Raw genomic sequence first — 18,580 nt, forward strand, 5'->3', positions numbered from 1 at the left:
CCATACAGACCTTTAAAGCGGTTAGCTAGTCTATCAATCGAAAAGATTCGGCAATCGTTTTAAAGGTTTTTTTATGTTCTTTTTTTCTTTCCTTCAAAGTCCATCCCATCACCATATACACCTTTTCCCCACCATCAATAAAGGTCAAGAAATAGGAAATCTCGTTGTCCATACCATTCACCTTGGCATCGAGCTCAACGGATTCTGCGTCCAGGCCATGTATCAATCGTGATGTATTGGCGGATTTATGGATGATTTGGGTGGTACGCGATAAAATTTGTAGCCGGGCATCCCTGTAATTTTGTATGACAGAGAGCGAATCATCATATTGTCCCAAATCGCGATAAACCTCTTCAAAATCAGCTTTTGGCTCATCAATCACCAAAAGATATGCTTCCTTGATGAGGCTTTGGAACTGCAAAGAGGCTTCTTCATTCAATCCTGTGGTTCCCGTCATAAAATTGGGGACATCAATGTTATAATTTCCATTTATGGAATATGTATGAAAGGTGTCCGTACCAAAGGTGTCCACTTCTTTTTTGTTCTTGGAATCCTTGCACGAAACCAAGAAGAGAACTAGTACAATTACGGGAACAAGGTAACGGTAACGCATATAGAAACCTTTGTTTTTCAGGTACAACGAAGATAGAGTTTTAATGCTTTTGTGCCAATTTGGATAATTTTTGACAAGTCAATTTTATATTTATTTGATTTTTCAGCAGTCTTTAGGAATTTTTCATCAAAAAAAATCACCAATAAATCGATTTTAACCATAATTAACAACAACCATTTGTTCGGGAAGTTCAGGTAACATAGCTTTGCTCCTCGAAATGAAAAAGGCATTCATAAAATATTTGTTTCCACTTGTTGTCCTATTAGTAAGTGGATTCGTCAATTTATATGCAGATTCGCAAGAGAATATCCCTGCGGAGGATGCCTGCTATCTTCAGACTTTAGAAAACCAACATTCCTCTGAAACACTTCACTCCCTTGAACTGGGATTGGAAAAAAGGTACTGCACCGAAATAGATGTTGAGGAACAGGAAGAACGCGAAGAAGAAGTAGCTTCCCATGGTTTTTCTATAAAATATGGCAAGTCCTTTGCCGCTCATGAATTTGCCGCCTCTTGGGGGCAACTCTTTTTGGAATCCAACACCAACTATGGGTTATCTAGACCCAAGTCAGCTTCATCCATAAAGAAGCATGTGAGGTTCCAAGTATTCCGAATTTAGAATTCACAGCCGGCAAGGCCTTACTTGTGCTTTGCAACCAGCAACCCTTTGGGTAAAAATCAATAACCAAGGGTAGGTCCCTTTATGTGGATTCGGACTTCCCTTGACCTTTTCAAAACATTTTTTAAACCAGTAAAACTATGAGGAGATTTTCTATCTTCATCGGCTTGTTTGTAGTGTTGTGCTATGCGAGCTGCGAATCCAAAAAACACGAAAACAAGGAAGAGACCAAGTATCTCGTATCAAGTCCAATCCAAATGGACACGTCTATCACCAAGGATTATGTCTGCCAAATCCATTCCGTTCGCCATATTGAACTTAGGGCTTTGGAAAAAGGGTATTTACAACATATTTATGTGGACGAAGGGCAACATGTAAAAAAGGGACAACAAATGTTCCACATTATGCCCAATGTGTACCAAGCCGACCTACAAAAGGCTAAAGCGGAAGCTGAAGTCGCTGAAATTGAATATAAAAACACCAAATTACTGGCAGACGGGAACGTTGTTTCAGCCAATGAGCTGGCCATGGCCAAAGCAGAATTGGATAGGGCCAAAGCAGAGGTTAGTCTGGCGGAAACCCATTTGGGATTTACAGACATCCGCGCCCCTTTCGATGGCATAATGGACCATCTCGAAGTTAGGGAGGGAAGTCTTTTGGATGAAGGAGAGCTGCTGACCAAACTCTCCGACAACTCTAAAATGTGGGTCTATTTCAATGTGCCCGAAGCAGAGTATTTGGATTACATAACCACTACCAAAAAGAATGAAAAGCAGGAAGTGGAGCTTTTGATGGCCAACAATAAAAAGTTCAATCAGTCCGGGGTAGTGGAAACCATAGAAGGGGAATTCAACCACGAAACCGGAAATATTGCTTTTAGGGCCACTTTCCCCAATCCTGATGGGATTTTGAGACATGGAGAAACAGGGAGTATTTTAATGAAGGTCCCCTTAAAGGAAGCTATGCTGATTCCCCAAAAGGCCACTTTTGAAGTATTGGACAAAAAATTTGTCTTTGTGATCGATGAAAACGATACCGTTCAACAAAGGGAAATCGAAATCGGTGCTGAATTGCCTCATCTTTTTGTTGTTGAAAAGGGACTCTCCTTGAACGATAAGGTACTCTTGGAAGGTATCCGAATGGTTCGGAACGGGGAAAAGATTCATTACGAATTCGAAAAGCCCGAATCCGTATTGTCACACCTAGAGTTGTATGCTGAGTAACAATCCCATAATCATAAGCAATGTTTAAAAAATTTATACATAGGCCGGTATTGGCCATTGTGATTTCGGTCATAATCGTGTTTACGGGACTGTTGGCCATAAAACAACTGCCTATTTCGCAGTTCCCACAAATCGCCCCCACCACGGTCAATATATTTATTGCCTATCCAGGTTCTAGTGCCGATGTTCTTGTAAAATCAACCCTTATTCCCCTAGAAACGTCCATTAACGGAGTACAGGGTATGCGGTACATCGCTTCCGATGCCACAAGTGCTGGTGAGGGAACGCTTAGGGTGATTTTTGAACCGGGCACCGACCCCAACCAAGCAGTAGTAAGGGTAAAAACACGGGTCGACCAAGTAATGCCGTTGCTGCCGGAGTTGGTACAGCGAGAAGGGGTGATCATTACCCCGGTGCAGCCCAGTATGTTGATGTATGTGAACCTGTACAGTGACGCCAAGAACAATGATGAAAAGTTCCTGTACAATTATGCATATACCAAAATTATTCCCGAAATACAGCGAATCAATGGTATCGCCAGTGCCCAAATTCTGGGTAGCCGCAAGTTTGCCATGCGCGTTTGGTTGAAACCCGATAGAATGCGGGCATATGACGTTTCCGCCGAAGAAATCCTCACGGCCATGGAAGAGCAGAGTATTTTGGCCCGTCCAGGTCGCTTGGGGCGTAGCTCGGGGAAACGTGCACAGTCACTTGAGTATGTATTGGTATATCAAGACCGATACAATGAACCTGAACAGTACAAGGATATCATTATTAAAGCCAATGATGAGGGTGAGATGCTGAAACTTGGTGATGTTGCCGATGTAGAACTCGGAAGTGAGTTCTTTGATATTTATTCCAACTTGGATGGCGATCCATCCGCTTCCATAGTGCTAAAACAGACCTTTGGCAGTAATGGTAGTGATGTTATCGATGCCGTAAAGGAAAAGCTCGTGGAGCTTGAGGAGGAAATGCCCCCAGGAATCGATTATAAGATAAGCTATGATGTGTCCAATTTCTTGGATGCTTCTATAGAACAAGTGCTACATACCCTACGAGATGCATTTATCCTTGTTGCAGTGGTGGTATTCCTGTTCTTGGGCGATTGGCGTTCGACTTTGATTCCGATCATTGCGGTACCGGTATCACTCATTGGAGCTTTCTTTGTAATGCAGCTCTTCGGACTGTCCATTAACCTGATTACCCTATTTGCCCTGGTGTTGGCCATCGGTATTGTGGTTGATGATGCCATTGTGGTGGTAGAGGCCGTCCATATGAAGATGGAAAAGGAAAATTTGACAGCCTACAAAGCATCTTATGAAGTGTTGGGAGAAATTGGGGGAGCCATTATTGCCATTACCATGGTTATGGTGTCCGTATTCATTCCCATTTCCTTTATGACGGGCCCAGTTGGGGTATTCTATCGACAGTTTTCCATCACCATGGCAGGTTCCATAATAATTTCAGCATTGGTGGCACTTACCCTTACACCGGTATTATGTGCCATGATGTTGAAGAACAACCATGGAAAGACGAGAAGAAAATCACCCATAAACCGATTTATTGATTGGTTCAATCGCAAGTTTGAAAAACTCACAGGAAGATATATTGGTGTATTGAGCAAGATTGTGAATAGAAGGGTGGTCACATTTGGTGTGTTGATCGTTTTCTGTGCCGGAATATTCTTTACCAATCAGACACTTCCTGCAGGATTTATTCCCAATGAGGACCAAGGAATGATCTATGCGATCATCCAGACGCCTCCCGGTGCCACGTTGGAACGGACCAACGATGTGGCTAGAAAGCTCCAGGCCATTTGCGAGGAAACCGAAGGTGTGGAATCTGTTTCATCTTTGGCGGGATATGAAATCATGACCGAAGGGCGGGGCTCCAACGCTGGTACCTGTCTCATCAACTTAAAGCCATGGTCACAGCGGGAACATTCCGTTCATGAGATCATGGAAGAATTGGAGGAGGAAACCAAAGACCTAGGAGCGGTCATCGAATACTTTGAACCGCCAGCCGTACCCGGTTTTGGTTCATCAGGTGGTTTTGCCATGCGTTTGTTGGACAAGACCGATGGTACAGATTATCATGAGTTTGAAAGAATCAACAATGATTTTATGGATGCCTTGCGTGAACGCAAAGAACTCGCAGGTTTGTTTACGTTCTATGCTGCCAATTATCCGCAGTATGAGTTAAAAATCAATAATAAAGCGGCGATGCAAAAAGGAGTTTCCATAGGAAAGGCCATGGAAAACCTGAACATTCTTATTGGTAGTACCTACGAGCAAGGGTTTATCCGTTTTGGGCGATTCTTTAAGGTGTATACCCAAGCTGCTCCTGAATATCGTAGTATGCCATCCGATTTGGAAAAACTCTTTGTCAAGAACGAAGAAGGGGAAATGGTGCCCTATTCTGCGTTTATGAGCATGGAAAAAAGATTGGGCCCCAACGAGATTACCCGATATAATCTATACAACTCGGCTGCCATTCGAGGTTTGCCAGCTTCAGGTTTTACAAGTGGCGACGCCATAAAGGCCATAGAGGAGGTTGCAGAACAAACCCTGCCAAGGGGCTACGACATTGCCTGGGAAGGGCTTAGCTACGATGAAGCGCAGCGTGGAAATGAATCACTCTATATCTTTATAGTGGTACTCATCTTCGTGTACTTGGTGCTCGCCGCGCAATATGAGAGCTTCTTGCTGCCCTTGGCGGTTATCCTATCACTTCCAGTTGGTATTTTTGGCTCTTTTTTCCTTTTGAAGGCCATGGGGCTCGCCAATGATGTGTATGCCCAGATCGGAATTATCATGCTGGTGGGGCTGCTGGGTAAAAATGCTGTTTTGATCGTGGAATTTGCCGTTCAAAAACGTCGCGAAGGTTCCAGCATTCGGGATGCGGCCATAGAAGGAGCCAGACAACGTTTCCGACCTATTTTGATGACATCCTTTGCCTTTATCGCAGGCTTGATTCCATTGGTAATAGCCACAGGTGCCGGTGCCATTGGAAATAAGACTATTGGCGGTTCGGCGATGGGGGGAATGATTGTAGGAACCATTTTCGGGGTCCTATTGATTCCTGGTCTGTATTACGTATTTGCAAAAATGGCGGATGGAAAAAGTTTGATCAAGGATCAGCATGACGAACCGATGTCGGAGGAGTTTTTCCATCGAAATGACACGGTGTTCAAATTGAAGGCCCGCCTGCGCTTGATGAATCAACGTTTGAAAAAAATGACGACTGCAAAAAATGGAAACAAGAATAAAAAAGGCAATCAGGATGAATCATAGAAAAACACTTTTAATTGGAATGATAGGGATGATTGTCCTTTATTCCTGTGTGCCCACAAGAGAAATCAGGGATGAGGACGTAGCAGTCCCAAAAAACTATCAAAACCAATCAACCGATACCTTAAATACTGGTTTGGTGGAATGGAAGGAGTTTTTTAAAGACCCCAATCTCATTGCCTTGATCGATACTGCCTTGGTCAAAAACCAAGAGTTGAACATTATGTTGCAACGAGTGGATATGGCCCAAAATAGGATTCAAGCCAAAAAAGGGGAGTATTTACCCTTTGTGAACATCCAGGCGGGAGCTGAGGTCGACAAAGTAGGTGAGTACACCCGAAATGGCGCCGTTGAAAAAAACCTAGAGGTAAAGGAAGGCGAAGAGTTCCCCGAACCCCTGACCAATTATGGGGTCGGGGCGTTCGCTACATGGGAGCTCGATGTATGGAAGAAGTTGCGCAATGAGAAGAAGGCCGCCGTATACGAATACCTTTCCAGCATAGAGGGCAAAAACTTTATGGTGACCAACTTGGTCGCGGAAATTGCCGATTCATATTATGAATTAATGGCATTGGACAACCAAATGGTCATGATAGACCAAAACCTGGAGATACAGCAGAATGCCCTTCGTATGGTGAAATTGCAAAAGCAAGCCGCCCGTGCTACGGAGTTGGCAGTGAAGCGTTTCCAGGCCGAGGTAATGAAAAACCAAAGCCATAAGTATGAAATCCAACAGCAGATTGTGGAAGTGGAGAACCGATTGAACTTTTTGATCGGACGTACCCATCAACATATCAATAGGGCCTCCGATAGTTTTATTGATGCACCTATCGATACCATGTATGCCGGAATACCATCGCAATTGTTGCAAAATCGTCCCGATATCCGTAAAGCCGAATATGAACTGGCAGCCGCCAAATTGGACACCAAGGCGGCCAAGGCCAATTTTTATCCGCAGTTTACGATAAAGGCAGGTCTAGGGCTGGAAGCCTTTGATACGAAATACCTGACCACTACTCCGGAATCCGTTCTATATTCGGCCATTGGTGATATGGTAGCGCCTTTGATCAACAGAAATGCAATAAAGGCTCAGTACAAAAGTGCGACCGACCGACAGTTGCAAGCTGTTTTTGAATATGAAAAGGCCATTTTGAATGCCTATATCGAGGTGGCCAACCAGTTGTCCAATATCGATAACTTAAAAAAGAGCTATGAATTAAAGGATGGTCAAGTTCAGGCCCTAACGGAATCCATAGACCTCTCTACACGATTGTTCCAATCGGCAAGGGTGGAATACATTGAAGTGCTTTTGGCACAGCGTGAGGCTTTGGAATCCCGAATGGAATTGGTTGAGACCAAAAGAGACCAGTTGTTGGCCCAGGTAAATATGTACCGCGCCTTGGGCGGCGGCTGGAATTAGAAGTCCCAAATCGATAGTTTTACCTACTGTTTTGGCTATTGATTTACCCAAATGAAGCCCGGTTTACATTTGTAAATCGGGCTTCTGATTTTTATCGAAGTTTGATTGATAGTTGCTAGGTTCCCTGGGATAAAACCATGCTTTCACATTGCCTTTTACGAGGCAAATACAGTTTTTATGTCGTAGTAAGTCTTATTCCCTTTTGCCATTTTTCCACACTTCGCCAATGTTTTGAAGATTTGCGATATCTTCCAAAGGGCTGTCGTTCAATACAACAAAAGTGGCTTTGCTGCCCACAGACAATTCGCCTATGGGCAAATTGAACGCTTTCGCGGCGTTTCCGGTTGCGGTTTTAAGTATTTCGGTGTTTGATAGCCCCGCCATTTGGTACAGGTCTAACTCCAAAAAGTAATCTTTGCCAAAATCCACCTGACCCTCTTGCGCATCGGTACCAGCTACTAGTAAAATGTTGTTTTCGTGATATTTTTTTATGATGGCCGCCCTTTCCGCTGCGTTTAGGAGGTTGGCGTTGACCCACTCGATCATAAATGGGGGAAGACCATCCATGGATTTTAGGGATATTCCGCCAGTGGGGACAATAAAGGCGCCGCTTTGTTGTATAGTTTGATAGTAGGAGTCATCAATCGGCAATTCATCCTTATAGTCCACCATATGTACAAAACCATCGGGTTTAAACGCAGCAATCTCCAGCATTCCTTCTACCGTAGTGGCATGGACAACCACTTTATATCCCTTTTCATGTGCATAGTCAATGATTTCCTTGATTTGTGGGTAATCCAATGTAGGTTGCGCGGGATTGCCCATAAAACTGCGGTTTTCATGAATCACCTTGATATAATCGACCCCATTTTGAATACGGTTGTCCACCCACATTTTAATGGACACGGAATCGTTTATGGTTTCCATACCGGGACTGAACTGTGTAGGATGGCCACTGGGAACCGTGGCGGCATGCCCAGCGCCATACAAGGAAGAAAAACCGACGGAATCACGGGTTATCTCTTTCCAGTCGCTCTCCCTGTCTTCGAGTCCCGTATGCATATTGAGCAGAGTCAGTATTCCGTGTTCATACCCTTGCTGTAAATGTTCCAATTCGGAGGCGTGAACATGGGCGTTGACCAATCCTGGAACAATAAATTTACCGGCTCCATTTATAATGGAGTCACCCGATATTTTTTCGGAGGTAATCGCAGCAATGGTGTCATTGTTGATGCCAATATGTACTCTTCCCATATCCTTGTGACCATCGAATAAATGGACATTTTCAAAAACCATATCATACGTTACGGGTTGGGAACAGCTGCCCATAATGGCAAACAGCAATAGTAATAGGAGTTTTTTCATTTTTGGTACTTTTTGTAATTGTTGTCGGTCATTATTTTAGCGCTTGGGCATCTTAGATGCAGAACCTCTTTTGGAAAAAATATGGTCTTTTTTATTTGTTCGAACGTGAACCTTACTCTACCATGGTCGAATCCGGAGCTTGGCTGGGCATGGGAAGCTCGGTAACGGGTGCGTCCCAGAGAACTTTCCATTCCCCTTCCATTTTTTCCCAGAGCACCAAATAGTTGCCTTTATCTTCCATTGCGGGAATGGGTGAGGTTTCATTGGGTGTAAATGTTAAGCTGTATTTGCCGTATTCTGTCGCCAAATGGCCACTGGCCTTCACTTCTTGGGTATTGAGGTCCAACTGCCATTTTCCGAACTGGATATTTTGTTTCCACGCTGCTTTATAGGTCTCAATCCCTACAATTGCGGGTTGATTGGGCATAAATTGAATGCAATTATCTGCAAAGTGCACAGCAGCGGAATCAATCATACCCGAAGCGTAAAATTCTTGGATTTTTTCATTTTTTGCTTCAATGATTTTTTGGATTTCAGCAGAATAGGCTTCCCCTGACATTGGTTCAGCTGTGGTTTGCTCACAACTAGCAGCAAACAGAACTATCAGCAATGTTGAAAGAATACAGACGAATTGATTTTTCATAATGATATAGTTAATGGGTTATTTGATATTCAATTTTTGGACAGCCTCAAAAAGCGGGCTGCGTTGTTGTAAAAGATATCTGCCTTCTGTTCATAGGTCAGAAAATCAGCATCATTTATAATGGCAATGGATTCTTCTATCAATTCTGGCCAAATAATCATATCGGAACCGAACATGATACGCTTTCCAAAGCCAGCATCTATCAATTTTTTAAGATGACTTTGATAAAAGTATTCTCGTGGATAGCACCATTGTATACCTCCCAAATCCACATATAGCTGTGGGTAATGGTACATCATCGCAATAAGTTCGTCAATGAACGGCTCCCCATAATGGGCAATGGATATCCGCATCTTGGGATATTTTTTCAAAACTTCTTCCAATAGCAAGGGATTGGAATGGGCCACTTGGTACTCGGGATTCAGAAACAAAGGGGTTCCTGGAAGACCACTTCCCATATGAAGCAGAATCGGAACATCCATTTCCTCGGCCAAGGCATAATATGGAAACATTCTAGGGTCGTTAGGAGCAATACCTCCATATTGATTGCTTATTTCCCCTAAAATGTCCATTCCTTCATTTTGCAATAAGGACTTGAGACTGTCCACAGCGATACTGTCCCGATTAATGCGAAATTGAATCCCTCGCATAAATTGGTCGGGGAAATGGTCCATCAATTTTTTAGTTGCTTGGAGACTACCACAGGTTACGGCTGTAATCTTATAGGTTTCAACCTGATGGTTGAGTCTATCCACATATTCCTTGTAGGTTACTGGAGACCAATAGGGATTTATACAATCTGGATTCGCCGCTTTCCCCCAAAAAACATCGCCAAAGTCATTCTGAGGGTCGAAATGTTGGACGATGGTGGAAAGGGGGGTGCACATCGCCATAGGTTCTGGCGACAGTTCATTGTCCTCCAGAGCATGGAGATGCATGTCGATTATAGGCCCTTCATAGGCCCTTTGTTCGCTCGATTCGTTCTTCTTGTTTGTACTGGGGGAACATCCTAAAAGACAAATACAAACTGTAAGGAACACGTAATTCTTTACAGTGATTTTCATAATCAGAATGTGTATGTACAGGATTGAAAATTAGTCTATTACTAAAGATGATGCAAGTTCCCTGTGCAACTTCCATTCACCGTTCTTATTTTTTTTCATGATGACCAAAAAAGTATCCTCCATTTCGTGTACCGTTCCATTTTCATCGGTGTAGTATACGGAGCTTACACCAAAATCATAGGCCATGGTGTCGGACAATATCACGGTTTCCTTCGGATTCATTTTGATACTGTCATACCGAAATTTGTTTCCGTGCTGTTCCCTCAGTTTTCGATAGGCAATCCAATCCTCGCTGCCCGGGCCTACCGAGATCATATCCTCTGTGGTAAACTTGCCCAGATCTCCGTAGCGTTTTTCCTTGACGGTTTGCTCGAAGGATTTTCGCACCTCTTCAATCTTGGCCAATTCGGCCGCAACATCAATTGTATCGGTGTCAACGGGCTCCACAACCACCTTGTCCTGTTTTTCTCCACAGGAGAGGAAGGTCACTGTTACAAGAATTAATACTAGTATTTTCATGGTCGGTTGATTTTTTCCCTATCCATATATTGGGAATACGAATGGATAGGGTGTATAATTTCCTAAAAATAAGGAAATTATCCCTTGTTGGAACATACCTCTGAAAAAGTAGTGCAATTAATAGGTTGTGGTCATGTTTTGGTCCACACAGATAATAAAATCAGCCAAATTCTTGTTTTCCTCTTCTAGTTTGTGGACGTTTTCCTGTGTTACGGTGGAAATGGTTCCGTAGTCCAAATCAGGTCGTTTCAATTGCAAATACCAAAGAATGCCTTCATAATCGTTGGAATGGTAGGCCCCGTTGTAATGCAAAAACAAGGAGCCCTCCGTATAATTTTGAAGGATAAAGTGGGCCATCGTGGCATCTTTAATGGCTTGTGCCATCACCAAGGTGGGACTGCCATGGTCGCCCATCATTTCTAGAATGTTTTGGTATCCGGGCAGTTCAGGGTCATAGGCAATGGGCAAAGGAGCAATCCATGCCTTTTCTTGGGCTGGGAGCGAATCCAAGGCTTCGAAACCACCTTTGTATACCATGCTGGCGTAGCGTCTGGGCACATTGGAAGCCACAAACACCAAACTACTGTCCCTGGCAAAGTCCACCAATGGGGCATAATCCGTTTTATGGTTGTTCCAGAGTCTTGCCGTAGAGTCCAGTGCTTTGTAATCGATTTTTCCCGATAGGTAATCGTTGAGTTCATCCTGATTATCGGCCTCAATCATTTCGGCACCCAAAATGAGTTGCCGTTTGGTATGTAGGTCTGCCGTAAGCTCATATTGCAACCAATGCGCAATGGGATTGTTGTGCAGCTCCCCGAAGAGCACCATATCCTTATCCTCAAGGGTTTTGAGCATTTTTTTATAAGAGACCTTTTTCCCTTTCGCGTTGTAAATAACAAAGGGTGCTTTTTGAGCGGATACGGTCAAAAAGGAAAGGGCGAAGGCTAAAAGGAAAACCAGTTTTTTCATCTTAACACTTTTATTTCTCCCACTCCGTATGAAAAATACCTTCGCGATCTAAGCGCTCGTAGGTGTGGGAGCCAAAATAATCGCGTTGCGCCTGAATCAAGTTCAACGGCAAACGGCTGCTGGTGTAGGCATCGAAATAGGTGAGTGCGTTGGACAATCCCGGTAACGGAATGCCATTGGCTGCTCCATAACTGACCAATTCCCGTGCGGCATCTACCGTACTTTGTACTTTTTCCACAAAAGAAGGGGAGAGCAAGAGGTTTTGTAAATCTTTATCGGCTTGATAGGCTTCGGTAATATCGGCCAATAAGGCTGCTCGAATAATACAGCCTGCGCGCCATATTTTGGCAATTTCACCCAGCTCCAGTTCATAACCGTATTCTTTGGAGGCATCCGCCAATTGGTGCATGCCTTGCGCATAGGTAATGATAAAGGCAAAGTACAGTGCCTGTTCCGCTTTTGCGGTAAAATCGGGCTTATCCACCGCTTTTGGGGTAGGACGGTCATACAATTCGTCCGCTTTGATGCGTTCGTCTTTCAATGCGGATATTTCCCGCATGCTCACCGCAATATCGATAGTGGGTACTGGAATGCCCAAATCCATGGCATTTTGGGAGGTCCATTTTCCGGTTCCCTTTTGCTTGGCCTTGTCCAAGATCATATCCACGAGATCATTATCGGTCAACTCGTCCTTTTGGGCAAAGATTTCCGATGTGATTTCCACCAAGAAGGATTGTAATCGTCCTTCGTTCCATTCAGCATAGGTCTTATGAAGTTCATCGTTGGTGAGTCCGCCTGCTTTTTTGAGCAGGTCGTATATTTCGGAGGTCAACTGCATCAATCCGTATTCGATGCCATTGTGCACCATTTTCACATAATTTCCTGCAGATTTTGGTCCCAAATAAGCTACACAGGGTTCCCCGTTGTATTTGGCGGAGACCGCCTCAAAAATTGGTTTTACGTGCTGATAGGCTTCTTTGGAACCACCGGGCATAATGCTCGGTCCTTTTCGGGCTCCTTCGGCACCTCCTGAAACCCCCGCTCCAAAAAAGTTAATCCCCTTTTCCTTTAAATAAGCTTCCCTACGGTCGGTATCGGTATAAAAGGAGTTTCCTCCATCGATAATAATATCTCCTTTGTCCAAGTGGGGCAACAACCCTTCAATAACACTATCCACAACTTTTCCTGCGGGCACCAACAGCATGATTTTCCTTGGGGTTGACAACCACTTTACAAAGGTCCCTACATCGGAAGTGGCATTTACCTTATCAGGATCACCACCTTCTTTGATCAATGCGCTCACTTTTTCCTCATCCAGATCGTTGCCAAATGCAGTAAAGCCGTTATCGGCCACATTCAAAATAAAATTACGTCCCATTACCCCAAGGCCCACAAGGCCAAAATCATACGTGTCTGTCATTTTGGTATTTCTTCTTTTGATGTTAAGACAACCCAAAGGTTGTGGTTTCTTCAATTAAGAACCTAAAATAAACCTTATATTCGTCATGCTCAAAAATAATGACACCTTTTGCAATGAGCGGTGTTGAAGGAGCACAATCTGCCAGAAACCAAAGAACACTATGAAAAAGACCGATAATCAAATGCTCGTAATTTTTGGGGCTTCGGGTGATTTGACCGCTAGAAAGCTGATACCTTCCTTGTTTAACCTCTACATGGCCAAGCAACTCCCGGAAAACTTTGTGGTGCTTGGCGTGAGCCGAAGTGACCTATCGGACGAGGCATTTCGTGACCGGGTGGTCTATGAAAGCAAATACTTAGCTGCGAAAACCGAAAAGCTGGACAAGGACAAGGTAAAAGGTTTTGCGGACAAGCTGTTTTATGAGGATTTGGGCGAGAGCTACGATACGGATTATGGTGCGCTCCGCAAACGGGTAGAGTCCCTTAAGGAAAAGTACAATACTTCGGGAAATATCATTTATTACCTCTCCACACCGCCCACACTTTACGAGACCATATCGCATAATCTTTCCGAAGCGGGCATGAACGCCCAAAACAATGGGTGGAAACGTTTGATCGTGGAGAAGCCCTTTGGTTATAGTTTGGAGACGGCACAGAAACTCAACAAAGGACTTCACAAATATTTTAAGGAGCACCAGATTTACCGAATCGACCATTATTTGGGAAAGGAAACGGTACAAAACTTACTGGTGACCCGTTTTTCCAACAGTATTTTTGAGCCTTTGTGGAACCGAAACTATATCCAACGGGTGGAAATCACCAATGCCGAAAGTGTTGGCGTAGAAAAACGTGGTGGCTATTATGATAAATCAGGTGCCCTTCGGGATATGTTCCAAAACCATTTGTTGCAGATTGTTTCCTTGGTAGTGATGGAGCCCCCCATTGGTGCGGATGCCGAAGAAATCAGGAATGAAAAAGTAAAGGCATTGAAGTCGCTCCGTATCATGACAGACGAAAAGGAGCTTTTTGAAAATACCATTCGGGCCCAATATGTAGCTTCCAAAGTGGATGGAAACGATGTAAAAGGCTACCGTGAAGAAGAAGGGGTGGACCCCAATTCCACTACGGAAACCTATGCGGCCATTAAATTTTATGTGGACAACTGGCGCTGGCACGGGGTGCCCTTTTATGTGAGGACCGCCAAACGTATGCCCACCAAGGTGACGGAGATTGTCATTCACTTTAAAAAGCCGCACCATCAAATATTTAAGGGGTCCGAAATGCAGGAGATGGACAATAAATTGATTATCCGAATCCAACCTGATGAGGGGATTCTTATCAAGTTTGGTGTGAAGGTTCCGGGACAAGGATTTAAGGTAGAGCGCGCCAATTTGGATTTTTACTACGCCAATTTGGCCGAAACTTATGTGATGGAAGCCTATGAGCGCTTGTTGTTGGATGCCATGCAAGGGGATGCCACGCTCTATGCCCGCGCCGATGAGGTGGAGGCAGCATGGGAATTTGTGGACCCTATTTTGAATTATTGGAGCAGTGGAAAGGATGTTCGCATGTACGGCTATGCAGCTGGTGCCTGGGGACCTGAAAATGCGGATGATTTGATCGAAGATGACGGGTATTGGCGTAATCCCAGCGAGAACTTGGCCGATGACCCCGGTTATTGCGTAATCTGCTAGATACGATTATCAATAAGCAATAGACAATGAACAATTTTCTGTTCGAGATGTCATCCTGAGCGCAGTCGAAGGAAAAGTCGAGAACCAAAAATTAATTCAAGATGAATTTGAAAATATATAAAGACAAACAAGAGGTAGCTGAACAGTTTTCCAGCTATTTTGTGGATCAAGTGAAAGACAAGGGCACGTTTCATGTAGCCCTTTCGGGCGGGAGCACCCCAAAAATAGTTTTTGATGTACTGGCCGAAAACTTTTCGGATAAGGTAGATTGGAATAAGGTACATTTTTATTGGGGTGATGAACGTTGTGTGCCTCCTTCCTACGAGCAAAGCAACTATAAAATGACGGTGGAGCACCTGTTTTCCAAAATTGAGCTGCCCAAGGAGAATATTCATAGGATATTGGGAGAAAAAGACCCTAAAGGCGAAGCCTTGCGCTATGCCAATCTGCTTGAAATCAATTTGGATAGGGTAGAAGGCGTGCCCCAATTCGATTTGGTCATTTTGGGTATGGGCGATGACGGACACACGGCTTCCATTTTCCCACATGAAATCGAACTTTGGGATGCGGAAGACCATTGCGTAGTGGCCACCCACCCTGATTCGGGGCAAAAACGGGTGTCCATCAATGGAAAAGTGATCAATACTGCTAAAGAGGTCGCTTTTTTGGTCACAGGGGCATCAAAATCGGAGAAAGTGAAGGCGGTGGTGGAGAAAACCGAGGGTTCAGAAGCGTATCCGGCGTCTTTGGTGCATCCGGCATCGGGGAATTTAGTATGGTTTTTGGATGAGGAGGCTGCCGCGGAGCTCAATCAAAATCCATCTTAACGTTTTCGCCCTGTAAAAACTCCAAGTACTCGTTTACCTTAAAATTGTTGGATTCATATTTACTATCGCGCTGAAAGGCCGATTGTTTACGTTCTTTGCTCCGCGCAAAACGACGAATGTCCTGTTTGGTCTTGAGGATCAATCCGGGAACTGTTTTGTTTTTTCCGTCCTTTCCCTTGGCTACCATGGTAAAATAAGAAGAATTGCAATGTTTGACCATACCTGTGGTCACGTTTTCCGATTCCACACGCACGCCAACCACCATAGAAGTCTTGCCCGTATAGTTAATCGAAGCCTTTAGAGTGACCAATTCCCCCACATCGATGGGATTCAAAAAATCCACACGGTTCACGGAGGCCGTTACACAATAGCTTTGTGAATGTTTGGAGGCACAGGCAAAGGCTATTTGGTCCATTAGGTTCAGAATGTGTCCGCCGTGTACTTTGCCGCCAAAATTGGAGTGAGAGGGCAGCATAAGTTCCGTGATGGAAACCCTGCTTTCTCGGGATGATTTGAATTTTTTCATATTTTGATGGGGTTTTTAATAGAATCCTTTTTCTCGGGGGAATAGCTATGATGCATAATGATTATCAAATATAACCCAAAGCTCAAGGAACTCGCAAGGTTACTTAGAAGGAATGCCACCAAATCTGAAATTAGATTATGGCAAAAGCTAAAGCGTGACCAAATGCACGGATATGATTTTCATAGACAAAAACCGATTGACAAGTATATTGTTGATTTTTTCTGTAATAAATTGAGGTTGGCGATAGAGTTGGATGGCTATTCTCATCAATTGGAAGGGACTTGGAAGAAGGATGTTGTTAAGACAAAAAGGTTGAATGAGCTTGGTATTCAAGTGTTACGATTTTCCGATACCCAAGTATTGTGCGATATGGATAATGTTTTGAGGGCGATTGAGGAATATATTTTTCAATTTGAAGCGAATGGAAATACACCTCCCTCAATCCCTCCTTTCTAGGAGGGACGCAACGTTCCCCTCTAAAAAGAGGGGTTAGGGGTGTGTACTAATTCCGAAAAATCGGGGACTTCTCCGATTTCACCTCTGTGATAAAATATTTGGTATCGCCCAGCCAGAAAAAGGTAGCGTAGCGTTCCTTGTAGGTGACTTTGATGTACTGCCCTTGGTACTCCTTCATTTTTTCAATAATCTCCTTTTCGCCATCCTCCACGGAAAACGAAAATACGTTGGTACCCGATAATCCCTGACTGATTTGCCCTTCCCAGGTTTTTACCATCACACCCTTTCTGCTGAACTTGATCAATTCTCCGGAACGGTAGCCTTCACTGTATGGCACGTAATACACAAAAGCAAAATAGCCCACGACACCGATTACAATGGCAGCTATAAGAATGGTTACAATTTTTTTCATGGTCAGTGTTTAAGGTGTTTTATTGATCTAGCTCTTCAAAATCGTCATCATGGGCCCTTTTTAAAATAGGTTCGGGAAGGGATTTTTTGGCCTTGGCCCCCATTTTTTTCAATTTTTCTATGGTAGTTACGATATTGCCGCGTCCTTCAACCAATTTGTTCATGGCGCCGCGATATTCGCTTTTCGCCTCATCCATCTTCTTCCCGACTTTGGTCAAATCGCTTACAAACCCTTCAAATTTGTCGTAAAGTGCACCTGCTTGTCGCGCAATCTCAATGGCATTGCGTTGTTGCTTTTCATTGCTCCACATCGAATCTATCGTTCGCAATGTAGCCAATAAGGTCGATGGGGTAACGATAACAATATTTTGTTCAAACGCTTTGTTGTACAGGGAGTTATCCTCGTTTATGGCAATGGCGAAAGCAGGTTCTATGGGCACGAACATCAATACAAAATCGGGACTCTCCATTTCGTAAAGGTCTTCATACTTTTTGGAGGAGAGTTGTTCCACGTGCCTTCTCAAAGAGTTGATATGGTCTTTCAAGTATTTGGGTCTGTCTTCCTCTTCCGCGTTGGTGTACCGTTCGTAATCCGTTAACGAGACCTTGGAATCCACCACCATTTTTTTTCCATCGGGTAGGTGGATAATAACGTCGGGCATTACCCGAGTGCCATCCTCTCGTTGGAAGCTTTGCTGAACGCTGTATTCACGATCTTTTTCCAATCCAGATTTTTCCAGAACGCGTTCCAACACCAATTCGCCCCAGTTCCCTTGCATTTTGCTATCGCCTTTCAAGGCTTTGGTCAGATTTTCGGCTTCTTGGGTAATCTTCAGGTTTTGTTGTTGCAAACTTTCCAACTGCTGTTTAAGGGAAGAGTTGATGCTGATGTTCTCCTTTTGCGACTTTTCGACTTTTTCCTCAAACTCCTTAATTTTTTTGTTCAGGGGGGTGAGGATGTTTTCAATATTTTCTTTGTTGCTCTTGGTGAACTTTTCGCTCTTCTCGTCGAGAATCTTGTTGGCCAGATTTTCAAACTCCTTGGTGAATTTTTCTTGGAGCTTTTCTACTTCCTCCTTTTGTTCCTTGTTTTTTAGCTGTAGATTTTCCAAATCCGCCTGATAACGGACAATCTGATTGCTCTGCTGTTCTTTTTCCCGCTGTAACTGCTTCTGTTCCTCATCACGCTGCAGTAATTTATCGTTTAGCGATTTGATGGTTGCATTCAATTGCTGTTCCCGTTCCCCCCACACACTTTCGGTGGATTTGGTCTTCAGTTTTTGAATGTACATGCCTGCAAACAACCCAATGGCCAAAGCAATAAGGCCAACGATTACATAGATTAATTCTGTGCTCATGAAAAATTTTATGAACGATAAAGATAACGGATTATAAAGATAATATGTCATTCTCCGAAAGCAGAAATCCATAAAATGAATATTGAAATTTGTCAGTTCGAGTGTTTTTGGAAAAAACGTATCGAGAACTAAAATTTCAAATCCAAAAACCAATTCTCGATAAA

Annotated in this window: 17 protein-coding genes; 7 read left to right on the forward strand and 10 right to left on the reverse strand. The window is 43.7% G+C overall.

The genetic code is table 11. From position 1 onward, the window contains the following. Positions 1-25: 25 nt before the first annotated feature. Positions 26-640, reverse strand: a complete 615-nt coding sequence (locus RBB12_RS06635; RefSeq protein WP_306013172.1) for a hypothetical protein — start codon at positions 638-640, stop codon at positions 26-28. Positions 641-830: 190 nt separating this feature from the next. Here RBB12_RS06635 and RBB12_RS06640 point away from each other — a divergent pair, with 190 nt between their 5' ends. From RBB12_RS06640 to RBB12_RS06655, 4 genes are all read left to right on the forward strand, one after another. Continuing rightward, the gene (locus RBB12_RS06640; RefSeq protein ID WP_179383999.1) at positions 831-1,232 is read left to right on the forward strand and encodes a hypothetical protein; all 402 of its coding nucleotides are present in this window, start codon (positions 831-833) and stop codon (positions 1,230-1,232) included. 140 nt (positions 1,233-1,372) lie between these two features. Beyond that, positions 1,373-2,455, forward strand: coding sequence for an efflux RND transporter periplasmic adaptor subunit (locus RBB12_RS06645; protein ID WP_306013171.1), 1,083 nt, complete (start codon positions 1,373-1,375; stop codon positions 2,453-2,455). Positions 2,456-2,475: 20 nt separating this feature from the next. Next, on the forward strand, positions 2,476-5,748 hold the full coding sequence (locus RBB12_RS06650) for an efflux RND transporter permease subunit (protein ID WP_306013170.1): 3,273 nt from the start codon (positions 2,476-2,478) through the stop codon (positions 5,746-5,748). Further along, entirely contained in the window at positions 5,738-7,165 is a 1,428-nt protein-coding gene (locus RBB12_RS06655) for a TolC family protein (RefSeq protein ID WP_306013169.1), read from the forward strand. Before RBB12_RS06650 ends, RBB12_RS06655 begins: the two co-directional genes overlap by 11 nt. Positions 7,166-7,357: 192 nt before the next feature. Here the strand turns inward: RBB12_RS06655 and RBB12_RS06660 are convergent, their stop codons facing one another. The 6 genes from RBB12_RS06660 to gndA all read right to left on the reverse strand — a co-directional run bounded on the left by RBB12_RS06660 (position 7,358) and on the right by gndA (position 13,145). Further along, positions 7,358-8,530, reverse strand: coding sequence for an amidohydrolase family protein (locus RBB12_RS06660; protein WP_306013168.1), 1,173 nt, complete (start codon positions 8,528-8,530; stop codon positions 7,358-7,360). A 112-nt stretch (positions 8,531-8,642) separates the two neighbouring features. Further along, a complete protein-coding gene (locus tag RBB12_RS06665) occupies positions 8,643-9,173 on the reverse strand; it encodes a YybH family protein (protein ID WP_306013167.1) in 531 nt (176 codons plus the stop codon). Positions 9,174-9,202: 29 nt separating this feature from the next. Then, positions 9,203-10,237 (reverse strand): amidohydrolase family protein, encoded by a 1,035-nt coding sequence (locus tag RBB12_RS06670; RefSeq protein ID WP_306013166.1) that lies wholly within the window; start codon positions 10,235-10,237, stop codon positions 9,203-9,205. A gap of 30 nt (positions 10,238-10,267) precedes the next feature. After that, on the reverse strand, positions 10,268-10,756 hold the full coding sequence (locus tag RBB12_RS06675) for a DUF4440 domain-containing protein (protein ID WP_306013165.1): 489 nt from the start codon (positions 10,754-10,756) through the stop codon (positions 10,268-10,270). Positions 10,757-10,873: 117 nt separating this feature from the next. Next, positions 10,874-11,725, reverse strand: a complete 852-nt coding sequence (locus RBB12_RS06680; protein ID WP_306013164.1) for a ChaN family lipoprotein — start codon at positions 11,723-11,725, stop codon at positions 10,874-10,876. Positions 11,726-11,735: 10 nt separating this feature from the next. Then, entirely contained in the window at positions 11,736-13,145 is a 1,410-nt protein-coding gene (gene gndA / locus RBB12_RS06685) for an NADP-dependent phosphogluconate dehydrogenase (protein ID WP_306013163.1), read from the reverse strand. A gap of 160 nt (positions 13,146-13,305) precedes the next feature. On the opposite strand from gndA, the gene zwf reads away from it, so the two are divergent. Together zwf and pgl are read left to right on the forward strand one after the other, a co-directional pair. Next, positions 13,306-14,838, forward strand: a complete 1,533-nt coding sequence (gene zwf, locus RBB12_RS06690) for a glucose-6-phosphate dehydrogenase (RefSeq protein ID WP_306013162.1) — start codon at positions 13,306-13,308, stop codon at positions 14,836-14,838. 101 nt (positions 14,839-14,939) lie between these two features. Further along, on the forward strand, positions 14,940-15,665 hold the full coding sequence (gene pgl / locus RBB12_RS06695; protein ID WP_306013161.1) for a 6-phosphogluconolactonase: 726 nt from the start codon (positions 14,940-14,942) through the stop codon (positions 15,663-15,665). On the opposite strand, the gene RBB12_RS06700 is transcribed toward pgl, so the two are convergent. Beyond that, positions 15,646-16,191 carry an acyl-CoA thioesterase gene (locus RBB12_RS06700; protein ID WP_127141615.1) on the reverse strand — a complete coding sequence of 182 codons (546 nt, stop codon included), beginning with the start codon at positions 16,189-16,191 and terminating at the stop codon, positions 15,646-15,648. The genes pgl and RBB12_RS06700 overlap by 20 nt on opposite strands. A gap of 57 nt (positions 16,192-16,248) precedes the next feature. On the opposite strand from RBB12_RS06700, the gene RBB12_RS06705 reads away from it, so the two are divergent. Continuing rightward, positions 16,249-16,647 carry an endonuclease domain-containing protein gene (locus tag RBB12_RS06705; RefSeq protein WP_306013160.1) on the forward strand — a complete coding sequence of 133 codons (399 nt, stop codon included), beginning with the start codon at positions 16,249-16,251 and terminating at the stop codon, positions 16,645-16,647. A gap of 46 nt (positions 16,648-16,693) precedes the next feature. On the opposite strand, the gene RBB12_RS06710 is transcribed toward RBB12_RS06705, so the two are convergent. Continuing rightward, positions 16,694-17,059 carry a 6-phosphogluconate dehydrogenase gene (locus RBB12_RS06710; RefSeq protein ID WP_293282245.1) on the reverse strand — a complete coding sequence of 122 codons (366 nt, stop codon included), beginning with the start codon at positions 17,057-17,059 and terminating at the stop codon, positions 16,694-16,696. Between the two features lie 19 nt (positions 17,060-17,078). Then, positions 17,079-18,416 (reverse strand): DNA recombination protein RmuC, encoded by a 1,338-nt coding sequence (rmuC, locus tag RBB12_RS06715; protein WP_306013159.1) that lies wholly within the window; start codon positions 18,414-18,416, stop codon positions 17,079-17,081. Positions 18,417-18,580 lie beyond the last annotated feature (164 nt).

The organism is Allomuricauda sp. MMSF_3307, from assembly GCF_030733585.1.
In the GTDB taxonomy this organism is placed as follows: Bacteria; Bacteroidota; Bacteroidia; order Flavobacteriales; family Flavobacteriaceae; genus Flagellimonas.